Origin of the sequence: uncultured Roseovarius sp., assembly GCF_963972555.1 — a bacterium.
GTDB classification, from domain to species: domain Bacteria; phylum Pseudomonadota; class Alphaproteobacteria; order Rhodobacterales; family Rhodobacteraceae; genus Roseovarius; species Roseovarius mucosus.
This window is the reverse complement of record NZ_CAXAUM010000002.1, coordinates 107,387-123,957: the sequence shown is the minus strand read 5'-3', so window position 1 is coordinate 123,957 and position 16,571 is coordinate 107,387. Positions and strand designations below refer to the sequence as shown.

Annotated in this window: 18 protein-coding genes and 1 tRNA gene; 3 read left to right on the top strand and 16 right to left on the bottom strand. The window is 60.1% G+C overall.

Annotated features, from left to right (window positions below; translation table 11 throughout):
* Positions 1 to 38 precede the first annotated feature (38 nt).
* From AACZ65_RS02420 to dgcN, 4 genes are all read right to left on the bottom strand, one after another.
* Positions 39 to 530 (bottom strand): VOC family protein, encoded by a 492-nt coding sequence (locus AACZ65_RS02420; protein ID WP_339667745.1) that lies wholly within the window; start codon positions 528 to 530, stop codon positions 39 to 41.
* A 96-nt stretch (positions 531 to 626) separates the two neighbouring features.
* Positions 627 to 1,487, bottom strand: a complete 861-nt coding sequence (locus AACZ65_RS02415; RefSeq protein WP_339667744.1) for a D-amino-acid transaminase — start codon at positions 1,485 to 1,487, stop codon at positions 627 to 629.
* A gap of 4 nt (positions 1,488 to 1,491) precedes the next feature.
* Positions 1,492 to 2,457, bottom strand: a complete 966-nt coding sequence (dgcA, locus tag AACZ65_RS02410) for an N-acetyl-D-Glu racemase DgcA (protein WP_339667743.1) — start codon at positions 2,455 to 2,457, stop codon at positions 1,492 to 1,494.
* Between the two features lie 30 nt (positions 2,458 to 2,487).
* The gene (gene dgcN / locus AACZ65_RS02405) at positions 2,488 to 3,489 is read right to left on the bottom strand and encodes an N-acetyltransferase DgcN (RefSeq protein ID WP_339667742.1); all 1,002 of its coding nucleotides are present in this window, start codon (positions 3,487 to 3,489) and stop codon (positions 2,488 to 2,490) included.
* A 252-nt stretch (positions 3,490 to 3,741) separates the two neighbouring features.
* Here dgcN and AACZ65_RS02400 point away from each other — a divergent pair, with 252 nt between their 5' ends.
* The gene (locus tag AACZ65_RS02400) at positions 3,742 to 4,701 is read left to right on the top strand and encodes an L-malyl-CoA/beta-methylmalyl-CoA lyase (RefSeq protein ID WP_339667741.1); all 960 of its coding nucleotides are present in this window, start codon (positions 3,742 to 3,744) and stop codon (positions 4,699 to 4,701) included.
* Positions 4,702 to 4,731: 30 nt separating this feature from the next.
* Here AACZ65_RS02400 and AACZ65_RS02395 read toward each other — a convergent pair whose 3' ends face one another.
* The 3 genes from AACZ65_RS02395 to AACZ65_RS02385 are packed head-to-tail and all read right to left on the bottom strand — an operon-like array spanning position 4,732 to position 7,027.
* On the bottom strand, positions 4,732 to 5,334 hold the full coding sequence (locus tag AACZ65_RS02395) for a Smr/MutS family protein (RefSeq protein ID WP_339667740.1): 603 nt from the start codon (positions 5,332 to 5,334) through the stop codon (positions 4,732 to 4,734).
* Positions 5,331 to 6,371, bottom strand: coding sequence for a murein transglycosylase A (locus AACZ65_RS02390; RefSeq protein ID WP_339667739.1), 1,041 nt, complete (start codon positions 6,369 to 6,371; stop codon positions 5,331 to 5,333). The genes AACZ65_RS02395 and AACZ65_RS02390 overlap by 4 nt, the downstream gene beginning before the upstream one ends.
* On the bottom strand, positions 6,368 to 7,027 hold the full coding sequence (locus AACZ65_RS02385; RefSeq protein ID WP_037276101.1) for a Tim44/TimA family putative adaptor protein: 660 nt from the start codon (positions 7,025 to 7,027) through the stop codon (positions 6,368 to 6,370). Before AACZ65_RS02385 ends, AACZ65_RS02390 begins: the two co-directional genes overlap by 4 nt.
* A 109-nt stretch (positions 7,028 to 7,136) precedes the next feature.
* Between AACZ65_RS02385 and AACZ65_RS02380 the strand changes: the two genes are divergently transcribed.
* Together AACZ65_RS02380 and AACZ65_RS02375 are read left to right on the top strand one after the other, a co-directional pair.
* Positions 7,137 to 7,601, top strand: coding sequence for an FxsA family protein (locus tag AACZ65_RS02380; protein WP_339667738.1), 465 nt, complete (start codon positions 7,137 to 7,139; stop codon positions 7,599 to 7,601).
* A 238-nt stretch (positions 7,602 to 7,839) separates the two neighbouring features.
* Positions 7,840 to 8,907, top strand: coding sequence for an alpha/beta hydrolase (locus tag AACZ65_RS02375; protein ID WP_339667737.1), 1,068 nt, complete (start codon positions 7,840 to 7,842; stop codon positions 8,905 to 8,907).
* 526 nt (positions 8,908 to 9,433) lie between these two features.
* On the opposite strand, the gene AACZ65_RS02370 is transcribed toward AACZ65_RS02375, so the two are convergent.
* The 9 genes from AACZ65_RS02370 to AACZ65_RS02330 form a co-directional block, all read right to left on the bottom strand.
* The gene (locus AACZ65_RS02370) at positions 9,434 to 10,228 is read right to left on the bottom strand and encodes an HNH endonuclease (RefSeq protein WP_339667736.1); all 795 of its coding nucleotides are present in this window, start codon (positions 10,226 to 10,228) and stop codon (positions 9,434 to 9,436) included.
* A gap of 6 nt (positions 10,229 to 10,234) precedes the next feature.
* The gene (locus AACZ65_RS02365) at positions 10,235 to 11,260 is read right to left on the bottom strand and encodes a CBS domain-containing protein (protein WP_339667735.1); all 1,026 of its coding nucleotides are present in this window, start codon (positions 11,258 to 11,260) and stop codon (positions 10,235 to 10,237) included.
* Positions 11,261 to 11,279: 19 nt separating this feature from the next.
* Positions 11,280 to 11,588: a hypothetical protein gene (locus AACZ65_RS02360; protein WP_339667734.1), complete on the bottom strand. Its 309-nt coding sequence runs from the start codon at positions 11,586 to 11,588 to the stop codon at positions 11,280 to 11,282.
* Positions 11,573 to 11,716: a hypothetical protein gene (locus tag AACZ65_RS02355; RefSeq protein WP_339667733.1), complete on the bottom strand. Its 144-nt coding sequence runs from the start codon at positions 11,714 to 11,716 to the stop codon at positions 11,573 to 11,575. Before AACZ65_RS02355 ends, AACZ65_RS02360 begins: the two co-directional genes overlap by 16 nt.
* A gap of 524 nt (positions 11,717 to 12,240) precedes the next feature.
* Entirely contained in the window at positions 12,241 to 12,519 is a 279-nt protein-coding gene (locus tag AACZ65_RS02350) for an AlpA family phage regulatory protein (protein WP_339667732.1), read from the bottom strand.
* Between the two features lie 126 nt (positions 12,520 to 12,645).
* Positions 12,646 to 13,584: a hypothetical protein gene (locus AACZ65_RS02345; RefSeq protein WP_339667731.1), complete on the bottom strand. Its 939-nt coding sequence runs from the start codon at positions 13,582 to 13,584 to the stop codon at positions 12,646 to 12,648.
* A gap of 18 nt (positions 13,585 to 13,602) precedes the next feature.
* Positions 13,603 to 14,799, bottom strand: coding sequence for an integrase arm-type DNA-binding domain-containing protein (locus AACZ65_RS02340; protein ID WP_339667730.1), 1,197 nt, complete (start codon positions 14,797 to 14,799; stop codon positions 13,603 to 13,605).
* Between the two features lie 164 nt (positions 14,800 to 14,963).
* Positions 14,964 to 15,039: transfer RNA gene (locus tag AACZ65_RS02335), tRNA-Thr, on the bottom strand.
* 44 nt (positions 15,040 to 15,083) lie between these two features.
* Entirely contained in the window at positions 15,084 to 16,556 is a 1,473-nt protein-coding gene (locus tag AACZ65_RS02330) for a heme biosynthesis HemY N-terminal domain-containing protein (RefSeq protein ID WP_339667729.1), read from the bottom strand.
* Between the last annotated feature and the right edge of the window lie 15 nt (positions 16,557 to 16,571).

The window sequence follows — 16,571 nt, the reverse complement described above, 5'->3', positions numbered from 1 at the left end:
TACGATGAGCGCAGCCTAGGCCCTGCGCGACGGATCGTCTAGCCCTCTGCCGGGGCGTGTGACAAAAGCTCTTTCAAATCAATGGGATCATTGACCATAGCCAGATTGCCCGCCGCATCCCGTGGCCATTCGGATTCGGGACGATCGCGGTAGAGCTCCACACCATTGCCATCCGGGTCACTGACATAAATCGCCTCACTTACCCCGTGATCCGCAGCCCCCTCGATGGTGATCCCGGCCCGGATCACCCGGCGCAGGGCATCGGCCAGTTGCGCCCGGTCGGGATAGAGAAAGGCGGTGTGATAGAGGCCCGTATGCCCCCTGGGCGCAGGCGTGCCGCCCAGGCTCTCCCAAGTATTCAGGCCAAGGTGGTGATGATAGCCCCCCGCCGACAGGAACGCCGCCCGGGTGCCGAATTTCTGTTGCAGTTCAAAGCCGAGCACACCGGAATAAAATCCGATGGCGCGGTCCAGATCGGCCACTTTCAGATGCACATGGCCGATACGGGCCTCAGGGTGAACGGGGGTCATTTGCGGCTCCAATCTTGGGTTTTCCCCAAGATGGTCGCAACCGCCCCCGCGCTCAATTCCCCGATTCTGCCCAGCTTCTGTGCAAAAATGCGCGGCTCAAACCGCCGCTTTCAGGCTCTCGTCCAGATAGATTTCGCGCAACCGCGCGGCAACCCGCCCCGGCGTGCCATCGCCCAAGGTCGCGCCGTCAATCTCGACCACCGGCATCACAAAGGCGCTGGCCGAGGTGACAAAGGCCTCGTCCGCCACCTTGGCCTCGTCAATCGTGAAGGCGCGTTCCTCGACCTCCATCTGCGCCTCGCGGGCAAAGCGCAGCACGGCGGCGCGGGTGATCCCGTGCAGGATGTCATTGGACAGCTGCCGCGTGATGATGCGGTTGCCCTTGACGATATAGGCGTTGTTGCTGGTGCCTTCGGTCACATGGCCGTCTTCGACCATCCAGGCGTCATCGCAACCGGCCTTTTTGGCCATCATCTTGCCCATAGAGGGATAGAGAAGCTGCACCGTCTTGATATCCCGCCGACCCCAGCGAATATCCTCGATGCTGATGATCTTGATGCCTTTTTTCGCCACCGGATTAACTGCCAGACCGGGTTTGGACTGGGTAAACAGCACCAGCGTCGGCTCTGTGGTTTCTACATCAGGAAAGACGAAATCGCGGTCGCCATCGCTGCCGCGCGTGACCTGAAGATAGACCAGACCATCGGTGATCTCATTGGCGCGCACCAATTCGCGGTGAATCTCCAACAGATCGTCGAAGGCCGCCGGTTTCTTCATGTCGAGCTCGTTCAGCGACCGCTCCAGCCGCGCCAGATGCCCGCCGAAATCAATCAGCTTGCCGCCCAGCACGCTTGTCACCTCGTAAACGCCGTCAGCCATCAGAAACCCCCGGTCGAAAATCGAAACGGTGGCCTCGGTTTCCGGCAGATACTTGCCGTTTACATAGACAGTGCGCATGGTCTCATCCCCATAGTTCTGGCCGTGGCGGATGCACGCCCGCGGCATCGAAAATCAAAGCGTTCTCGCGGTCTTCGGCCAGAAGCAGCGGGCCGTCAAGGTCTGTCACCATCGCCCCTTGGGCCACGAGTGTCGCAGGCGCCATGGCAAGCGAGCTTCCGACCATGCAACCGACCATGATTCCATAGCCTTGGGCGCGCGCGGCATCGCGCAACGCCAGCGCCTCGGTCAGACCGCCGGTCTTGTCCAGCTTGATGTTGACCACGTCATACTTGCCCTTGAGTTTGGGCAGGCTGGCGCGGTCATGGCAGGATTCGTCGGCACAGACCGGAACGGGCCGCGCCATCCCGATCAGCGCCTCATCCGCGCCAGCGGGCAACGGTTGCTCGACCAGCGCCACGCCAAGCCGCACCAGATGCGGGGCGAGATCAGCATAGACCGCCGCACTCCACCCTTCATTGGCATCGACGATGATCTTGGCCTGTGGAGCGCCGCGTCGGACGGCCTCTAGCCGGGGCATGTCATCCGGCGTGCCCAGCTTGATCTTGAGCAAGGGGCGATGCGCGTGTTTCGCGGCCTGAGCCTGCATCGCCTCGGGTGTATCGAGCGACAGCGTATAGGCCGTGATCTCGGGCCCCGGCGCGGGCAGCCCGGCCAGATCCCAGACGCGGCGTCCCGCGCGCTTGGCCTCAAGATCCCAGAGCGCGCAATCCACCGCGTTGCGCGCCGCCCCGGCCGGCAAGAGATCGTAGAGCGCGGCGCGCGTCAGAGTGCCCGTCAGCCCCTCGATCTGCGCCGTCACGCTCTCTAGTGTTTCGTCATAACGGGCATAGGGCACGCATTCGCCCCAGCCCGTCACGCCGCCCTCGGTTATCCGCACGGTCAAGACCTTGGCCTCGGTCCGCGATCCCCGGCTGATGGTGAACACCTGCGCCAGTCGGAACACATCCCGTGTCACATCAATCTGCAAGGCTGCCCCCTTTCATCGTTCTTCGAATACTCAAATCGCGGCCAAGGCAGCCACCAGCGGCGCGGACCCGAACCGATAGGGATCGGTTGCGGGCAATCCCATCTCGGCCTCGACACGGGCCAGATAGGCGCGCGCCTCTTCCTCGGTCATATGCTGGGTATTGACCGACACGCCCACCACCTGACAGGCGGGGTTGGCGATCCGCGCGATGGGCAGCGCCATGTCGCGCAGCGCCTCGAGCGAGGGCGGCGTGTAGTCGGGCAGGCCGCGCATATGGGCGCGTGTGGGTTCGTGACACAGGATCAGCGCATCGGGCTGACCCCCATGAATGAGGGCCATCGTCACCCCGGAAAAGGACACGTGAAAGAGGCTACCCTGCCCCTCGATCAGATCCCAGTGGTCGGGATCATTATCCGGCGTCAGCCATTCCACCGAACCGGCCATGAAATCCGCGACGACCGCATCGAGCGGCACGCCATCGCCGGTGATCAGGATCCCCGTCTGGCCGGTCGCCCGAAAGGTGGCCTTCATGCCTGCGGCGATCATCTCGCGCTCCATCGCCATGGCGGTATACATCTTGCCCACCGAGCAATCCGTGCCCACGGCCAAACAGCGCTTGCCGGTGCGATTCTTGCCATCCGCGATGGGATATTTCACCGAAGGTACGCGCACATCATGCAGTTTGCGCCCTGTCGCCTCGGCCACCGCGCGCAGATCGGCCTCGTCACGCAAGAGGTTGTGCAGGCCTGCCGCCAGATCGAACCCTTCTTCCAGCGCCGCCACCAGCACCTTTTTCCAGGCTTGGCTGATGATGCCGCCCCGATTGGCCACGCCGATGACCACGGTCTTGACGCCCGCCGCCTTGGCCTCGGCCAGGGTCATGTCGGGCAGACCCAGATCGGCACCGCAACCGGGCAGGCGGATTTGACCAAGTGCATTCTCGGGCCGCCAGTCACGGATGCCGATGGCGACCTTGGCAGCCAGCATGTCGGGCGCATCGCCCAGGAACAACAGATAGGGGGTCTCGATCATGGCACATCCTTTCGCTATAGCTTGGCGACAGTTTCCAACGAAATCTTTGTGATTTTCTGTTTGATTTCATGTAATCCACATAATCTCCACATATTCCTTCGACATATGTGTCAGTTCTTCGAATTTTCTTCACTATGCCTTTTCTGCGCGCATCCGGGATGCCGGGAAAACCGCCTTGCAGAGCCCTGCGCAATTTCATAACCACAGCCGCGATAATCCCGCAATTTCCTTATGTAACGGAGCCACCCGCCCATGAGCTTTCGCCTGCAACCGCCCGCCCCTGCCCGCCCGAACCGCTGCCAGCTTTTTGGCCCCGGCTCCAACACCAAACTGTTTGAAAAAATGGCGGCCTCGGCGGCGGATGTGGTGAATATCGACCTTGAGGATTCCGTTGCCCCCTCGGACAAGGACATCGCCCGCAAGAATACCATCGAGGCGATCAATACCGTGGATTGGGGCAAGAAGACCCTCTCGGTGCGGATCAACAGCCTCGATTCCCCGTTCTGGTATCGCGATGTGGTGGACCTGCTCGAGAACGCCAGCGAGCGGCTGGATCAGATCATGATCCCCAAGGTCGGCTGCGGCGCGGATATCTATGCCGTGGATGCGCTGGTCACCGCGATCGAGGCCGCGAAGGGCCGGAAAAAGCGGATCGCCTTTGAAGTCATCATCGAATCCGCCGCCGGTATCGCGCATGTCGAAGAGATCGCCGCCGCTTCGCCCCGGCTTGAGGCGATGAGCCTGGGTGCCGCAGATTTCGCGGCCTCGATGGGGATGCAGACCACCGGCATCGGCGGCACGCAAGAGGATTACTATATGCTGCGCGAGGGCCAGCGCTATTGGTCCGATCCGTGGCATTGGGCGCAGACCGCCATTGTCGCCGCCTGCCGTACCCATGGGCTCTTGCCCGTCGATGGGCCGTTCGGCGATTTCTCGGATGACGAGGGTTTTCGCGCGCAGGCGCGGCGCTCGGCCACACTTGGTATGGTGGGCAAATGGGCGATTCACCCCAAGCAGATCGCGCTTGCCAACGAGATTTTCACGCCCTCCGAAGCGGCCGTGCAAGAGGCCCGCGAGATCCTGAAAGCGATGGAAGAGGCCAAGGCACGCGGCGAGGGCGCGACCACCTACAAGGGTCGCCTTGTCGATATCGCCTCGATCAAACAGGCCGAAGTGATCGTCAAACAATCCGAGATGATCGCAGGTCAGTAAAGCATCAGAGGGCGGCCCAGTGGGCCGCCCTTATCTCTGCCGCCGCAGATAGACGTAATAGGCCCCGCCGCCGCCGTGTTTCAGATGCGCCTCGGTGATCTGCAACACCAGCGAGGCCAGCGGCGGCATCCGCAGCCATTGCGGCACGTTGTGGCGCAACACGCCGTGCCGCACCGGGATCGGCCCGCCCGTGTCGCGATCCTTGCCCTTGCCCGTCACCACCAGCACCAGCCGCAACCCCGCCGCATGGGACCGCAGGATGAACCCGGTCAGTGCCGGATGCGCGCGGTCCATGGTCATGCCGTGCAGGTCGATCTTGGCCTCGGGGATCAGCTTGCCGCGCTTCATCCGGTGAAACGCCTTCTTGTCCATCTGCACGGGGGCTGTGGCCACCCGCTCGGAGAGGCCGGGCAAGACATCATGCGCGGGTGGCGCGCCCGCCGCCTTCTGCCCGATCTGGAAATCCTCGATGCGGGGCGTGGGCGGGGCGCTGCGCGGGTTGCGGATCATCGGTTCGGGGTGCGGCGCGGGCGCAGGCGCGCGAGTCGCGGCCTCGGGACGGATGCGCTGCGCGGTGCGCGCCACCTGCTGCCAAAGCTCCAGCTCTTCCGGCCGGACACGCCGGCGGCTCACGGCGTCTGCTCCGGCAGCATGGCATAGGCGCGTTGAATGGGCATCAGCACCACCATCCGCCCCGGATCGCGCAACCGCCCCGCGGCCTGACCCGCCGCATCGCCCGTGCCAAAGAAAATATCGGCGCGCTGCGCGCCCTTGATCGCCGATCCGGTATCCTGCGCCACCATCAGGCGGCGGATCGGACCATCGCCCTCTTTTTCCACCCACACGGGCGCGCCCAGGGGCACAAAGGCCGGATCGACCGCCACGGTGCGCAGGGTCGTCACCGACCGGTTCATCGCTCCCAAGGGGCCGCGCTCTGCGGGGACATTATTCAGCTTGCGAAAGAACACATAGGACGGGTTGTGAAAGAGCAACTCGCGCCCCTCTTCGGGATTGCGCCGCACCCAGTTCTTGATCACCTCAGCGGACACCTGATGCACCGAATAAATCCCGCGCTGCACCAGTTCGACCCCGATCGAGCGATAGGGATGGCCATTGGCCCCCGCATAGCCCACGCGGATCACCTGACCATTCTCAAGCCTGATCCGCCCGGAGCCTTGGATCTGCAGGAAAAAAAGCTCGACCGGGTCATCGACCCAGGCAATCTCGAGCCCGCGCCCGCGCATGACATCGGTGGTCTCGATCTCGCGGCGGGTGAGCCAGGGATTCGACAACCGCGCCTCGGGCGGTTCGCGATACACCGGATAGCGATAGCGCCCGCTGGGGCGCAACGCGCCATGCAGCTCTGGCTCGAAATAGCCGGTGAAGAGCGCAGGCTTGCCCTCGGACACCATGACGGGGCGAAAGAACAGTTCGAAGAATCCCCGTGCATCGGGGCGCTGCTGCGCCAGAGCACAGAGCGACCGCCAATCGGGGTCCTTCATATCAGGGCAGGTGTTGAGAAAAACGGAAAGGGCCGCGGCGTGATCATCCTCGGCCCATCCATCAAGATCGTCAAAGCTCAGGATTTCGTGGGTCACGTCCTGCGCCATGGCCGGTGTCGCACACACCAGCCACAGCCCCAGACCAATTCCCCACAGCCTCCGGATCATTCGCCCGTGGCAACAAGCCGCCAGTTGGGATCATCCGATCCCATGATCCGCTCATAGGTCCAGACATCCTTTTGACGTTTCGACTGGCCCGGCGCCCCTTCGACGATCTCGCCGTTGCTGTCGCGCACGACCGAAATCAGCTCGCCCACGTAACGCACAGAGATTTCCGCGCGCCGCGTCTGGCTATCGAACTGCGCATCCGCCAGCGCCAATTCCCGCACGCCGATGAATTCCGCCTCGATCGTCAACCCCTGCTGTTCCCGGGCATCGACCACCTGCGCAAAGGTCTCGTAGACATCGCGGTCAAGAAACGGCGTCACCTCGTCCAGCTTGCCACGCTCAAAGGCCATGAGGATCATCTCATAGGCCCCGCGCGCGCCTTGCAGAAAGGTCGTGACGCTGAAGTCCGGCTCGATCCGCTTCATCTCGGCCAAGGCTCCGGCAGCATCGGAATCCTCGGGCACATGATCGACGATGTCATGGTCCGGCCCCCCCTCGATCACCTCGAACTCGCGGCGGCGGCGGGTGTCGGGCGCGGGCGCGCTGCGCGTCGGCCCCTCGAACCCGTCACGCGTGCCCAGAACATTCTTGAGACGCAAAATCAGGAAAATGGCGATACCGGCGAGCACCAGTAACTGCAAGATGGGCGAATTCATGGACACCTCTTGTTGTGCGGGGCATGGTAAGCGTCTGCGCTCAGTCCTATGTAGGGGCTGGACAGGGTCAAGTCCACCGTAAGGGTCATAAAACAAAGGAGGGCCGCGCATGTGGCTTTTTCTGGCATTCCTCGCCGTTCCGCTGATCGAAATCGCGCTCTTCATTCAGGTGGGCGGATTGATCGGCCTGTGGCCCACGTTGGCCATTGTCGTGCTGACCGCCGTGATCGGCACATGGCTCTTGCGGATGCAGGGGGCGGTCGCGATGTCGAACCTGCGCCGCTCCTTCTCGGACCTCGACGATCCGTCGGAACCTCTGGCGCATGGGGCGATGATCCTCTTTGCGGGCGCGCTACTGCTCACGCCGGGGTTCTTTACCGATGGGCTGGGCTTTGCGCTCTTGATGCCGCCGGTGCGCCGCGCGGTGTTCCGGCAGATCCGTCAGCGCGTGCATGTCCAGCGCTTCGAGATGGGCGGCCGCCCGCCCCCCGCCCGCGACGATGTGGTCGAGACCGACTATGAGGACGTGACGCCCGATCGCACGCCCCAAGACCCCAATCGCAGACTGCACTAGCGCCCGACGCCCCCCGCGACACCGCCAACCTTGGGGCAAGCGCCTGTCAGGGCGGCATTGGCGCGTCCTGCTCAAATATGTTGACCCGCAAGAGGAGCGCAGGCAAGCTGCTTGCCAAGGCGCTGGCCCCGGAGGCAAGGCACCGGTTTGAATTAGCGATACTTCGGGCATGATTGTCGAGAGAGTTGTCATGACGCCTCATATTCATCTCAGACGCTGGATTTCAGCACTTGTCATGATGGCCCTGGTCGCATGCTCGCCCGCACCACAGATCATCGGCATCCGCAACGCAGAGGTCCCGGTCGAGTCGGTCGCAGAGCTGACCAAGAATCGAATCTTCATCATGTCCACCCGGGGCTCGTCGGAAGTGGCGGGCGCGTTCTATTCGTCGCAGCGTGCGCCGGATCTGGGCATGGCCTCGGTCGATGCCACCGTGCCGCCCACGCATGTATTGGGTGTGCTGGAGCGGCCAAAGCGCTTGCCGCCCGACCCGCGCCGCGAATTCACCGTCGTCAATCCCGTCGTCTACAGCACCGACGACGCCTTTATCGCGGGCATAAACCGCGAGCTGGCCAAGCGCGCGCCGGGCAACCGCAAGCTCCTGATCTTCGTCCACGGCTTCAACAACACCGCCAGCGATGCCGTGCTGCGCCTGTCGCAATTCGTGGAGGACACGGGATTCCAGGGTGTGCCGGTGCTCTTCACATGGGCCTCGGCGGCCAAGGGAACGCGCTATGTCTACGATTTGAACAGCGCACTTATCGCCCGGCCCCAAGTCCGGACAATGGCCGCAACCCTGAACCGAACCAACGCTGAACGGATCGATGTCTTTGCGCATTCAATGGGCACCTTCCTCACGATGGAAGGGCTTGTGAGCCAGCAGGTGGCAGGGCGTCTTGGCACAGGGATCCCCATAGATCACATCGTGCTGGCCGCGCCAGACATCGACATTGACCTATTCCGCACCCAAATTACCGCCCTGCACCCATCAATAAAGAAGCGCATGTTTCTCCTGATTTCCAAGGATGACGCCGCACTGCGCCTGTCGCGGCGCATTGCCGGTGGCGTGCCGCGCGTCGGGGCCGCAGATGCGCTGCTGCTGGAAAAGCTCGGCGTGACGGTCATCGACCTCTCGCAGATCGACGATTCAAACTCCGGCAGCCACTCCAAGTTTGCAGGCTCGCCCGAAGTCGTGCAACTGATCGGCGCTGGACTGAACTCCAACCGTCGGTTTGGTAAAACCGGCAGCAGCACGACCTTTCAGGAACTTCTCGCCAACACACCCATCATGATCCTTGGGAACTGACACGGTCACGGCCAAGTTTGCTCTATAAGCGGGGTGACCCACACAAACGCAGAGTTTTCCAACCTCACGTTCTAATCATGATTTTGAACAGGAAAGTGGTGCGCTGAAGGGACTCATATTCAGTAATTAACAAATTGTTTCATATGTTTATTATTGTGTGGCCACCACACGATGCCCCCAATAATGCCCCCAAACCGAAATTTGCCCCCGGTTACGGTACTGAACTCTTCAGATAACTATCAACGTGTCCTAAGAGTGATGCTTACCTTAAGCCAAGTCAACAGCGATGCCTGTCGCAATAAGTGCGACTAAGTTTACATCCAAGCCATATAGCATTTTCAGCCGAACAAGATCATCTGACTGAAATGTGCCCTCCTCGTGATCAAGTTATTCCCTTAGTACCCCCGGCACTCTTGTAACTTCAACCAAGCAATGTCTGAACCGTGTTTAGACGATCCTATGATCTTAGATTCCACCCAAGAACCAGACACTGTCACGGAAGTTTATCGGCGCTTCTACTTCAACTTCATTTTGTTTGCCCGACAACCGCTGCGCCCTTTTCGAACACTTCGCTTCGGTGCCATTCTAGGCGGGCACGGTGCTTGTCTGTCAGGCGAATTGGGGTCTGCCATCGCAATTCGGCAGTGGCTGCTTCGCTCAGCTGCATCGAATATTGTGGGCGGCCGCCGTCATCGAAGGTAACGAGGCCGCGGTCGAATGCGGCATCCCAAAGCGCCGACAGAAGCAGGCCGTTGTGCACGTCCAGTCGATCCTCGTCGCGTTCGCAATCCTTCCACGGCTTGATGTGGGAGGCCCGCAGCAAGGCTTGGTCGGAAATGCCCGTCAGCGGGCAACTGCCCTGCCAATAGGTGATTAGACGGTCTCGGAATATGTCCTGTCCAACACGCTGTACCACCAGACGCTCGGCCTCAGTCGTCCTAGGCATCTCACTCGTCCGATGTAGGAACTCTTGGAGCGGAGCGTCAGGTAGACTGACGGCGAGTTCGTATAGTCGGGGCATAACCGCGTAGATCGGTGTCAGCGATGCGAACCGAAAGCGGGCCAGCCCGGGTCCACCGGAGTCGGACATCTCGAGACCGATTTCTCCCAACACACCGGCATGGTCGAGCGCAAGCAGCCAATTCCCGTTGCCCTCTGCCGCCAGCCAGATTGAGCCCTGCGCTGTGGTCGAGCTGTATCGCCGCCAGCCGTCAGTTTCGCCATGCGACCGGCGAAACCCGTTCTGGAAGGCGATCTTGTCGCACTCCTGCCGGGTTACAAAAGACTGTGGGTTTTCTACTTTGCTCAATGGATAAAACATCCAATTCTATTGCGCTAACGCATCAAGTTCATCCATCAACCTTGAGAAGCGCCTAAGCTGATCATACTGATCTTCGTCGATACCGTCCGGATCGAAATGCATCACGTCATTCCGGATCTCTCGGACTTTGTCCATCTCCGCACAGAACACAGTTCTATCCACGCGAAGTCCAAGTAGATCCCAGTGTTCTGGCTTCTGAATGATCCGGAGATATTCACCAAATGTAAGATCCGCTATGGACTGTATCCGCTCCTTTCGTTCCAAGTCGTTTTCGTTGCAGACGCCCTGCAAAATCTCCACTGAGTATTTTCCATTCATCAGGTTTCGAACCTGGTTCTCGATCTGTCCGATCAACAGAAACGGTTCCGATAGGAATTGAAACTGTTCACTCAGGTCGGTCGCGGTCACGATCCCTGTGACTTTCTTGTCGTTGGACGATCGGACAAAGACGAATTCATGATCAATGATCAACTTAGTTGCCTTGAAAAGCGCCTCCGAATCTTCCACAGCAACAGCAGCTTCCATGGCATCTTTTACTTCCACGAGATGGTTTTCATGGCTCAGTCGTTTTCCGATTGTCTTCCAACTGATCGCTCCGTTCAGCGTTCGCTCATTTGACATGACAGCCAGCTGTGAGAAATCATGCGCCAACATCAGGGTAATGGCCTTCTCGACGGTATCCTGCGGCTTCACCGAAATGACGCCGCAGTTTGCAGCTTTGAGCATGCTGATCAGGAAGTTCGCGTCTTTGGCCGTATAGGTCGTGGCAGAGCCGCCCTGATCATCCCAGGCTGGTACTGGCACGGCCGCAGCCTCCGGCACCTTTTTGAAAGTAATCTCTGCGTCGATCCAGACCTTGGTGAAGTCAGGGCTTGTCACAATACCAGCACCTTCCAACTCGCTTTGAATGCGCTTCACTGCTCCGGTGCGGCGCCTGCGGACGCCGAACCAGCGGAGCAGTTCTCGCACAGTGGTCGTGGGTTCCTTGCCCTCGCCAACGTCGTTTTTGACCTCGTCGAACTCTTTGCTCATATTGATACTCCGTTGGTCATCACATCCCCAGCGCCGTGAATTCGCCGTCAGCTTCCATCCGGTCCCAGGCGGCGAGGACGAGGCGGCGGGTGCGGTATTCGTTGTAGAGCCGGTATTCCTTTTCCTTCAGGACGCGGAAGGTTTCGGAGGGGTAGTCGGGGCCCTTCACGTCGGCGGGGTCGAGGATGTAGCGCAGCTCGTCGCGGGTCAGGCCGTAGGCGCGGGCGTAGAAGGCGTCGAGATCGGCGCGCAAGAGGGCGCGGCGGTCCTCGTCCCAGGCGCAGGGCGCGCCGTCATGTTGCCTCGCGCCCATCAGAGCCGATCCCATGCTTCTTCGATCAATCGCTGGGTTCGAAAATCGTTGAATTCGCGCATTTCGGCGTTGCGGAGCGCCTTGAACGTCTCAACCCCACAATCCTTGCCTAGAACGTTATCGGGGTCGAGTATGTACAGCATTTCCTGCTTCGTTAACCGTCGGCGATACCCCCCTTCACTTTCGCGGCATGGTTTCCTTTTGCGCTCGTCGTCGTTTGCTCAGGCATGAGTTTGGATTGATCAAGTCGCTCAGGATCAACCAAGGGGGTAAGGGGGTTTTCTTTTGACGGTTTCTGATGGTTATATGATCGTTCGGGTGCAGCTCCTGCGGGGGAGGGGGTGCAGCTTTTGCGGGGGGGGAGGTGAATCTCTTGCGGGGTGAATCTCCTGCGGGGATGCACTTCCTGCGGGTGTCAAACGCAAGACATAAACATTCGTGCCGCGCTTCCCCGCGTTCACCTCCACGTCGATATATCCCTTGGCCTGGAGTTTCTTGATGCTGGTCTGAATAGACCGGGGGCTGAGACCAGTGCGCTGCGCTAGGCGAGCAATGGAGGGATAACAGCGCCCAGCGGCATCAGCATGATCTGCCAGAGCCAACAGAACAAAGCGAGGGGTTGGCGCCAGATCAATGGCGTTGAAGGCATTGTTGAGGTAAAGAATACTCATTTTGAGGTCACAGGCGTGTCTTGGGTCGCGTTGTTGCGTACAGCCCCGCACACTGAGCATCGGTGACCAACGCCTGCATTCTCAGTCTCATACAGAGCGCGAATTTGCTCTGCCGTCCAGACAGTCGTGCAGGGCCCCAGCTTGCGAGGCTTGGGGAAGCGGCCATCCTTGACGCCCTGCCACCAAGTCGATTTGGAAACGGGGATCGGCCCTTTCGGGGCCAGAATGGACGACAAGCGGACATAGCCTGTCAGGGGAAAGGGTATGTTGGGCATTTTGGTGCACCTCATAGCGATTGCGTCTGAGGTGATGCTGCCAAGTCCGACCAAGTCGGAGGGCGATCAGCGTTTTCGCTAACCAAATAGGGATGTGGCCCGACTTATTCCGTCTTAACGCGGGTTCTAATCCTTCTTAATCCGCCCAGAGGCCCCGATATCCTCCAGCACCTCATCATCAAGCAGTGCTGAACCGCTCCTGAGGTGTTTTCTGATCGTTTCAAGATTGATCCCGATGCCAAGAAGATTCATATCTGATTCGATTTCAGAAGGTATTGTGCTGCGTTCTGCCTTGGGATCGTAACCATACCCATTTACGGCCAGAGCGATGATCAACTTCAGCATTGTGGACCTTTCCCTTGGGTCCAGCGGCTTGTCATCAGCAGCATGAGAACGGCCCAGCTTTGACTTCTTTCCAATGCCGAGAGCATGATATTTGTCAGCCGCTGCCAGAAGCTGTTCCGGCACGTCCAGTTCAGCCTTGTCAAACCAACGCACCAAGTCCGGAACGCTGTTCCTGCTTGGCACAGCGACACTGCCCCAATCAAAGTTGTCTTCGATCAAAGCGCGTCTTTTTAGGTAGAAGGCGAGAACATCACTTTGAACCGGCATCCCGTCTGTCCCTTCAAGAAGGTCGCCACAGGGTTCATAGCCAATGGAAAGTGCTACGGCTTCGTCCAGAGACCATTTTTGCATTCTGGCCCAGTGCTGGACATCTGCTTCGCGACCCTCCACGCCAAAGCCGCCCGCAAACCAGACTGGTTCCTGTCGGAACACCATTTTCAGCTCAGCGAGCGTGAGGCGTTCTGCCATTGTACGCGCCGGGTTGCTGACCTCTCCTCTGAGATCGAAGCGCTCAAAAAACTCCGCGTCCGTCATGTCCTGCAAGGTTTCCTTGCAGACCTTGATTGAAAGAGCCAAATCAAACGCAAAGCCATCAAATACGTCCGGATGGTACGGACCTCTGATGTTGTGGATGACAGGTTTTCTCCATTTCAGAAGCCTGCCATAGCGACGTTGCAATATCTTCGTCGTGATATACGCCCGCGACGGTTCGTTTGACATGTGACCATCCTTCTAACGCTAGTTGGAGGATCCTGCCTTCACCTCATCCAAATATCCAGCCCACCAGTTCGCCAACCTGACACGCTCTTCCCAATACTCGCCTCGGGCATAGATGCGGCGAATCTTGTTGCCATCGACATGGGCCAGCGCGCGCTCAATGGCGTCCAGGTTCCATAGGCCGCTTTCATTGGCCAAGGTTGAGAATGTTGCGCGGAAACCATGTGCTGTCATCTCATCACCATCGTAACCCAAACGACGGAGCGCGCCATTCAATGTGTTCTCGCTCATCGGTCGCTGCGCAGAGCGCAGGGATGGAAACAAGAAACTCCCATGACCCGTGATAGGCATTAACTCTTTCAGCAGAGCTATAGCCTGCGCGGACAGGGGCACAGAATGCGGCATGCGCATCTTCATTCTGTCAGCAGGGATAATCCAGATCGCCTTTTCAAGATCAAACTCCGCCCAAGTGGCCTGCCGCACCTCTCCCGGTCTCTGGGCGACGAGTGCCAGAAACTGCAGAGCGATCCGCGTTGTGGCTTGGCCTTGAAATTCATCGATAGCACGCAGCAGGCCGCCAAGGTTTTCCGAGTCTGTGATTGCAGAGCGGGATTTGACTTTGGGTCGGATCAGGGCATCCCGCAAAGCGAACGTAGGATCGTTCTCGGCGACGCCGGACGCGATAGCATAGCGGAAGACCGCGCCGATCTTGGCCCGCAAACGTTTTGCCGTCTCATGGTTCCCCTTCGACTCGACCTTACGAAGACAGGCGAGAACCATTGGAGACGTCACCTCTGCAATCGGTTTGTCCCCAAAGGCCGCAATAGCCATCCCCAAGAGCCACTCGGTCTTTACCTTGGTTGCTTCGGCCCGGCCTTCCTTCTCAGCCTTCTCCTTGTAAGCCTCGGCAAGTTTCTTGAAGGTGGTCTCGCGAATGATCTGCTTCTGGCGCTTGTCTTCTTTCTTGACCTCACCGGGATCTTCGCCCGCTGCAAGCCGTGAACGAGCCTCGTCGCGCAGCTTTCTGGCTTGCGCCAAGGAGACCGCAGGGTAAGCCCCAAACGACAGACGCTTTTCCCGGCCATCAATCCGATACTTCATGTGCCACAGCCGCGAGCCTGAAGGCGCGACCGTGACATAGAGCCCCTGAAAGTCAGTGACTTTGTAGGCCTTGTCTCTGGGCTTGAGGTTTCGAATCTGGGTGTCAGTAAGGGGCATCTGGGGGCATCGCATTTTCGCTTCACACGCGATGCCCCCACAGATGCCCCCAAATTGGGGGCATTCCACCGGATACGGCTGCACAGCATAGGACAACCTGCATCGCAAAAACACTTATAAACCAAGCATTTTCGGATGTCATCGGATGATTTTGGACAGGGAAATGGTGCCGCTGAAGGGACTCGAACCCCCGACCCCATCATTACGAATGACGTGCTCTACCAGCTGAGCTACAGCGGCCCCGGTGGCGGCGCTATAGCATCGCGTATGTCAGGGGAAAAGCCCTATTTTTCACCCTTGGCTGAGGCTTCTTCCTCGACGATTTCGGCATCCGGAACGGTGTCTTGGTCGTCGCGTTCAGGTTCAGGCTTGGGCTCGTCCAGCGCCCCGACGATGAGCGGCAGCATTTCCAGCCCCGTCGGCGTGGCAATTGGGCTGTTGGGCGGCGCGCGCCAGCTGAGCGTGTCGAAGGAATTGCAATTCTCGCAGGCGGGCGCCCATTCGGCATGGATATGTTGGCATTTGTCACAGACCCATTGCGGCCCGCGCGGCGCCGAGAGGGCCCGTGCCAGCCAGCCCTTGACCACCGCATCGGGCGCGCCTTCGCCCCGCTCGATGGCCGCCATGATGGTCAACGCACGCGCGTCCGGCTCGACCTCGGCCAGCGTGCCCAGCGCGCGGCGCGCGGCGGGAAAATCCTCTGCCGCCAGGTTCAATTCCGCCTCGAGCAGCCGGGTTTCGCGGTGCTCGGGATGCACCTTGAGGAGCTTGGCAAAGCGTTTCAACCGCTGGCGCGGTGACTCGTTCGGCTCGATCGCGGCAAAGGCCGCCGCCAGATCGGGATGCGGATGCACGAGCCACGCCTTGTTGATCACCCGCAGCGCGTTGCGCGTGTTGCCCTGGTCGAGATAGCCGCGCGCCGCCAGCACCGCCGCCGGAATGAGATCGGGCGATAGGCGATTGGCCTCGATCGCGGCCTCGCGCGCCTCGATGGTCTTGCCCTCGTCGAGCACGTCTCGTGCCTCGGACAGGGCCAGCACCGCATCGCGCCGCTTGTGGACATCGCGCGGCAGGCTGCCGTATTTCAGCTTGGCATTCAGCGTCTCGCGCGCACCTTTCCAATCTGCGGTTTTGGCCTGCAACTCGAGCAGCGTATCCTGCACCTCGCCATGGCGCGGCTTGAGCGCGAAGGCCGTCTTGGCCAGCTTCAGCGCGGTCTCGGTATCGCCCTGGGCCAGCTTTTGCCGCAAGATGCCGCGCACACCGACAAAGCGGGTTTTTTCATTGGTCAGAAGCTGCTTGTAAACCTCTTCCGCCTTGCGCCCGTTGCCCGCCATCTCGGCGGCTTGCGCGGTGATGAGGTTGGTCAGCGCCGGCTTGCGCAGATATTTCTCGGCCTTGGCGGCCTGCGCCATGGCCACGTCACCCTCGCCCGAGGCCAAGGCCAGCATCCCCTCGGAAAGCGCGCGATAGCCTTTGTCCTGACGGCTCCGGTCAAAATAGCGCGAGAGCGCGGTTTCATCGCCGTTGATGAACCGCAGCGAGGCGACGACAAGGCCAGTCAGTTTCATCAAAAGCCAGATGGCAAAGACCAGCACGCCCAACGCGATCACCGCCTTGATCGGTGTGAGATTGATCTCGACCCCCGCCATCACGATCCGCACGCCGCCATCGAGTTCGAGCAAAAAGCTCGCCCCCAGCGTCACGCCCGCCACGAGGGCAATGAAAACCGCTATCTTGATAATCGACCAAAGCATGGCGCTCGCCTTTTC

Bases quoted from the DNA above. Each gene is read 5' to 3' on its own strand.
- AACZ65_RS02330 (WP_339667729.1), bottom strand. From the start codon at position 16,556: ATGCTTTGGTCGATTATCAAGATAGCGGTTTTCATTGCCCTCGTGGCG.
- AACZ65_RS02350 (WP_339667732.1), bottom strand. From the start codon at position 12,519: ATGCCCAACATACCCTTTCCCCTGACAGGCTATGTCCGCTTGTCGTCC.
- AACZ65_RS02365 (WP_339667735.1), bottom strand. From the start codon at position 11,260: ATGAGCAAAGAGTTCGACGAGGTCAAAAACGACGTTGGCGAGGGCAAG.
- AACZ65_RS02345 (WP_339667731.1), bottom strand. From the start codon at position 13,584: ATGTCAAACGAACCGTCGCGGGCGTATATCACGACGAAGATATTGCAA.
- AACZ65_RS02400 (WP_339667741.1), top strand. From the start codon at position 3,742: ATGAGCTTTCGCCTGCAACCGCCCGCCCCTGCCCGCCCGAACCGCTGC.
- AACZ65_RS02355 (WP_339667733.1), bottom strand. From the start codon at position 11,716: ATGCTGTACATACTCGACCCCGATAACGTTCTAGGCAAGGATTGTGGG.
- AACZ65_RS02340 (WP_339667730.1), bottom strand. From the start codon at position 14,799: ATGCCCCTTACTGACACCCAGATTCGAAACCTCAAGCCCAGAGACAAG.
- AACZ65_RS02415 (WP_339667744.1), bottom strand. From the start codon at position 1,487: ATGCGCACTGTCTATGTAAACGGCAAGTATCTGCCGGAAACCGAGGCC.
- dgcN (WP_339667742.1), bottom strand. From the start codon at position 3,489: ATGATCGAGACCCCCTATCTGTTGTTCCTGGGCGATGCGCCCGACATG.
- AACZ65_RS02420 (WP_339667745.1), bottom strand. From the start codon at position 530: ATGACCCCCGTTCACCCTGAGGCCCGTATCGGCCATGTGCATCTGAAA.
- AACZ65_RS02375 (WP_339667737.1), top strand. From the start codon at position 7,840: ATGGCCCTGGTCGCATGCTCGCCCGCACCACAGATCATCGGCATCCGC.
- AACZ65_RS02360 (WP_339667734.1), bottom strand. From the start codon at position 11,588: ATGGGATCGGCTCTGATGGGCGCGAGGCAACATGACGGCGCGCCCTGC.
- AACZ65_RS02390 (WP_339667739.1), bottom strand. From the start codon at position 6,371: ATGATCCGGAGGCTGTGGGGAATTGGTCTGGGGCTGTGGCTGGTGTGT.
- AACZ65_RS02370 (WP_339667736.1), bottom strand. From the start codon at position 10,228: ATGTTTTATCCATTGAGCAAAGTAGAAAACCCACAGTCTTTTGTAACC.
- AACZ65_RS02380 (WP_339667738.1), top strand. From the start codon at position 7,137: ATGTGGCTTTTTCTGGCATTCCTCGCCGTTCCGCTGATCGAAATCGCG.
- AACZ65_RS02385 (WP_037276101.1), bottom strand. From the start codon at position 7,027: ATGAATTCGCCCATCTTGCAGTTACTGGTGCTCGCCGGTATCGCCATT.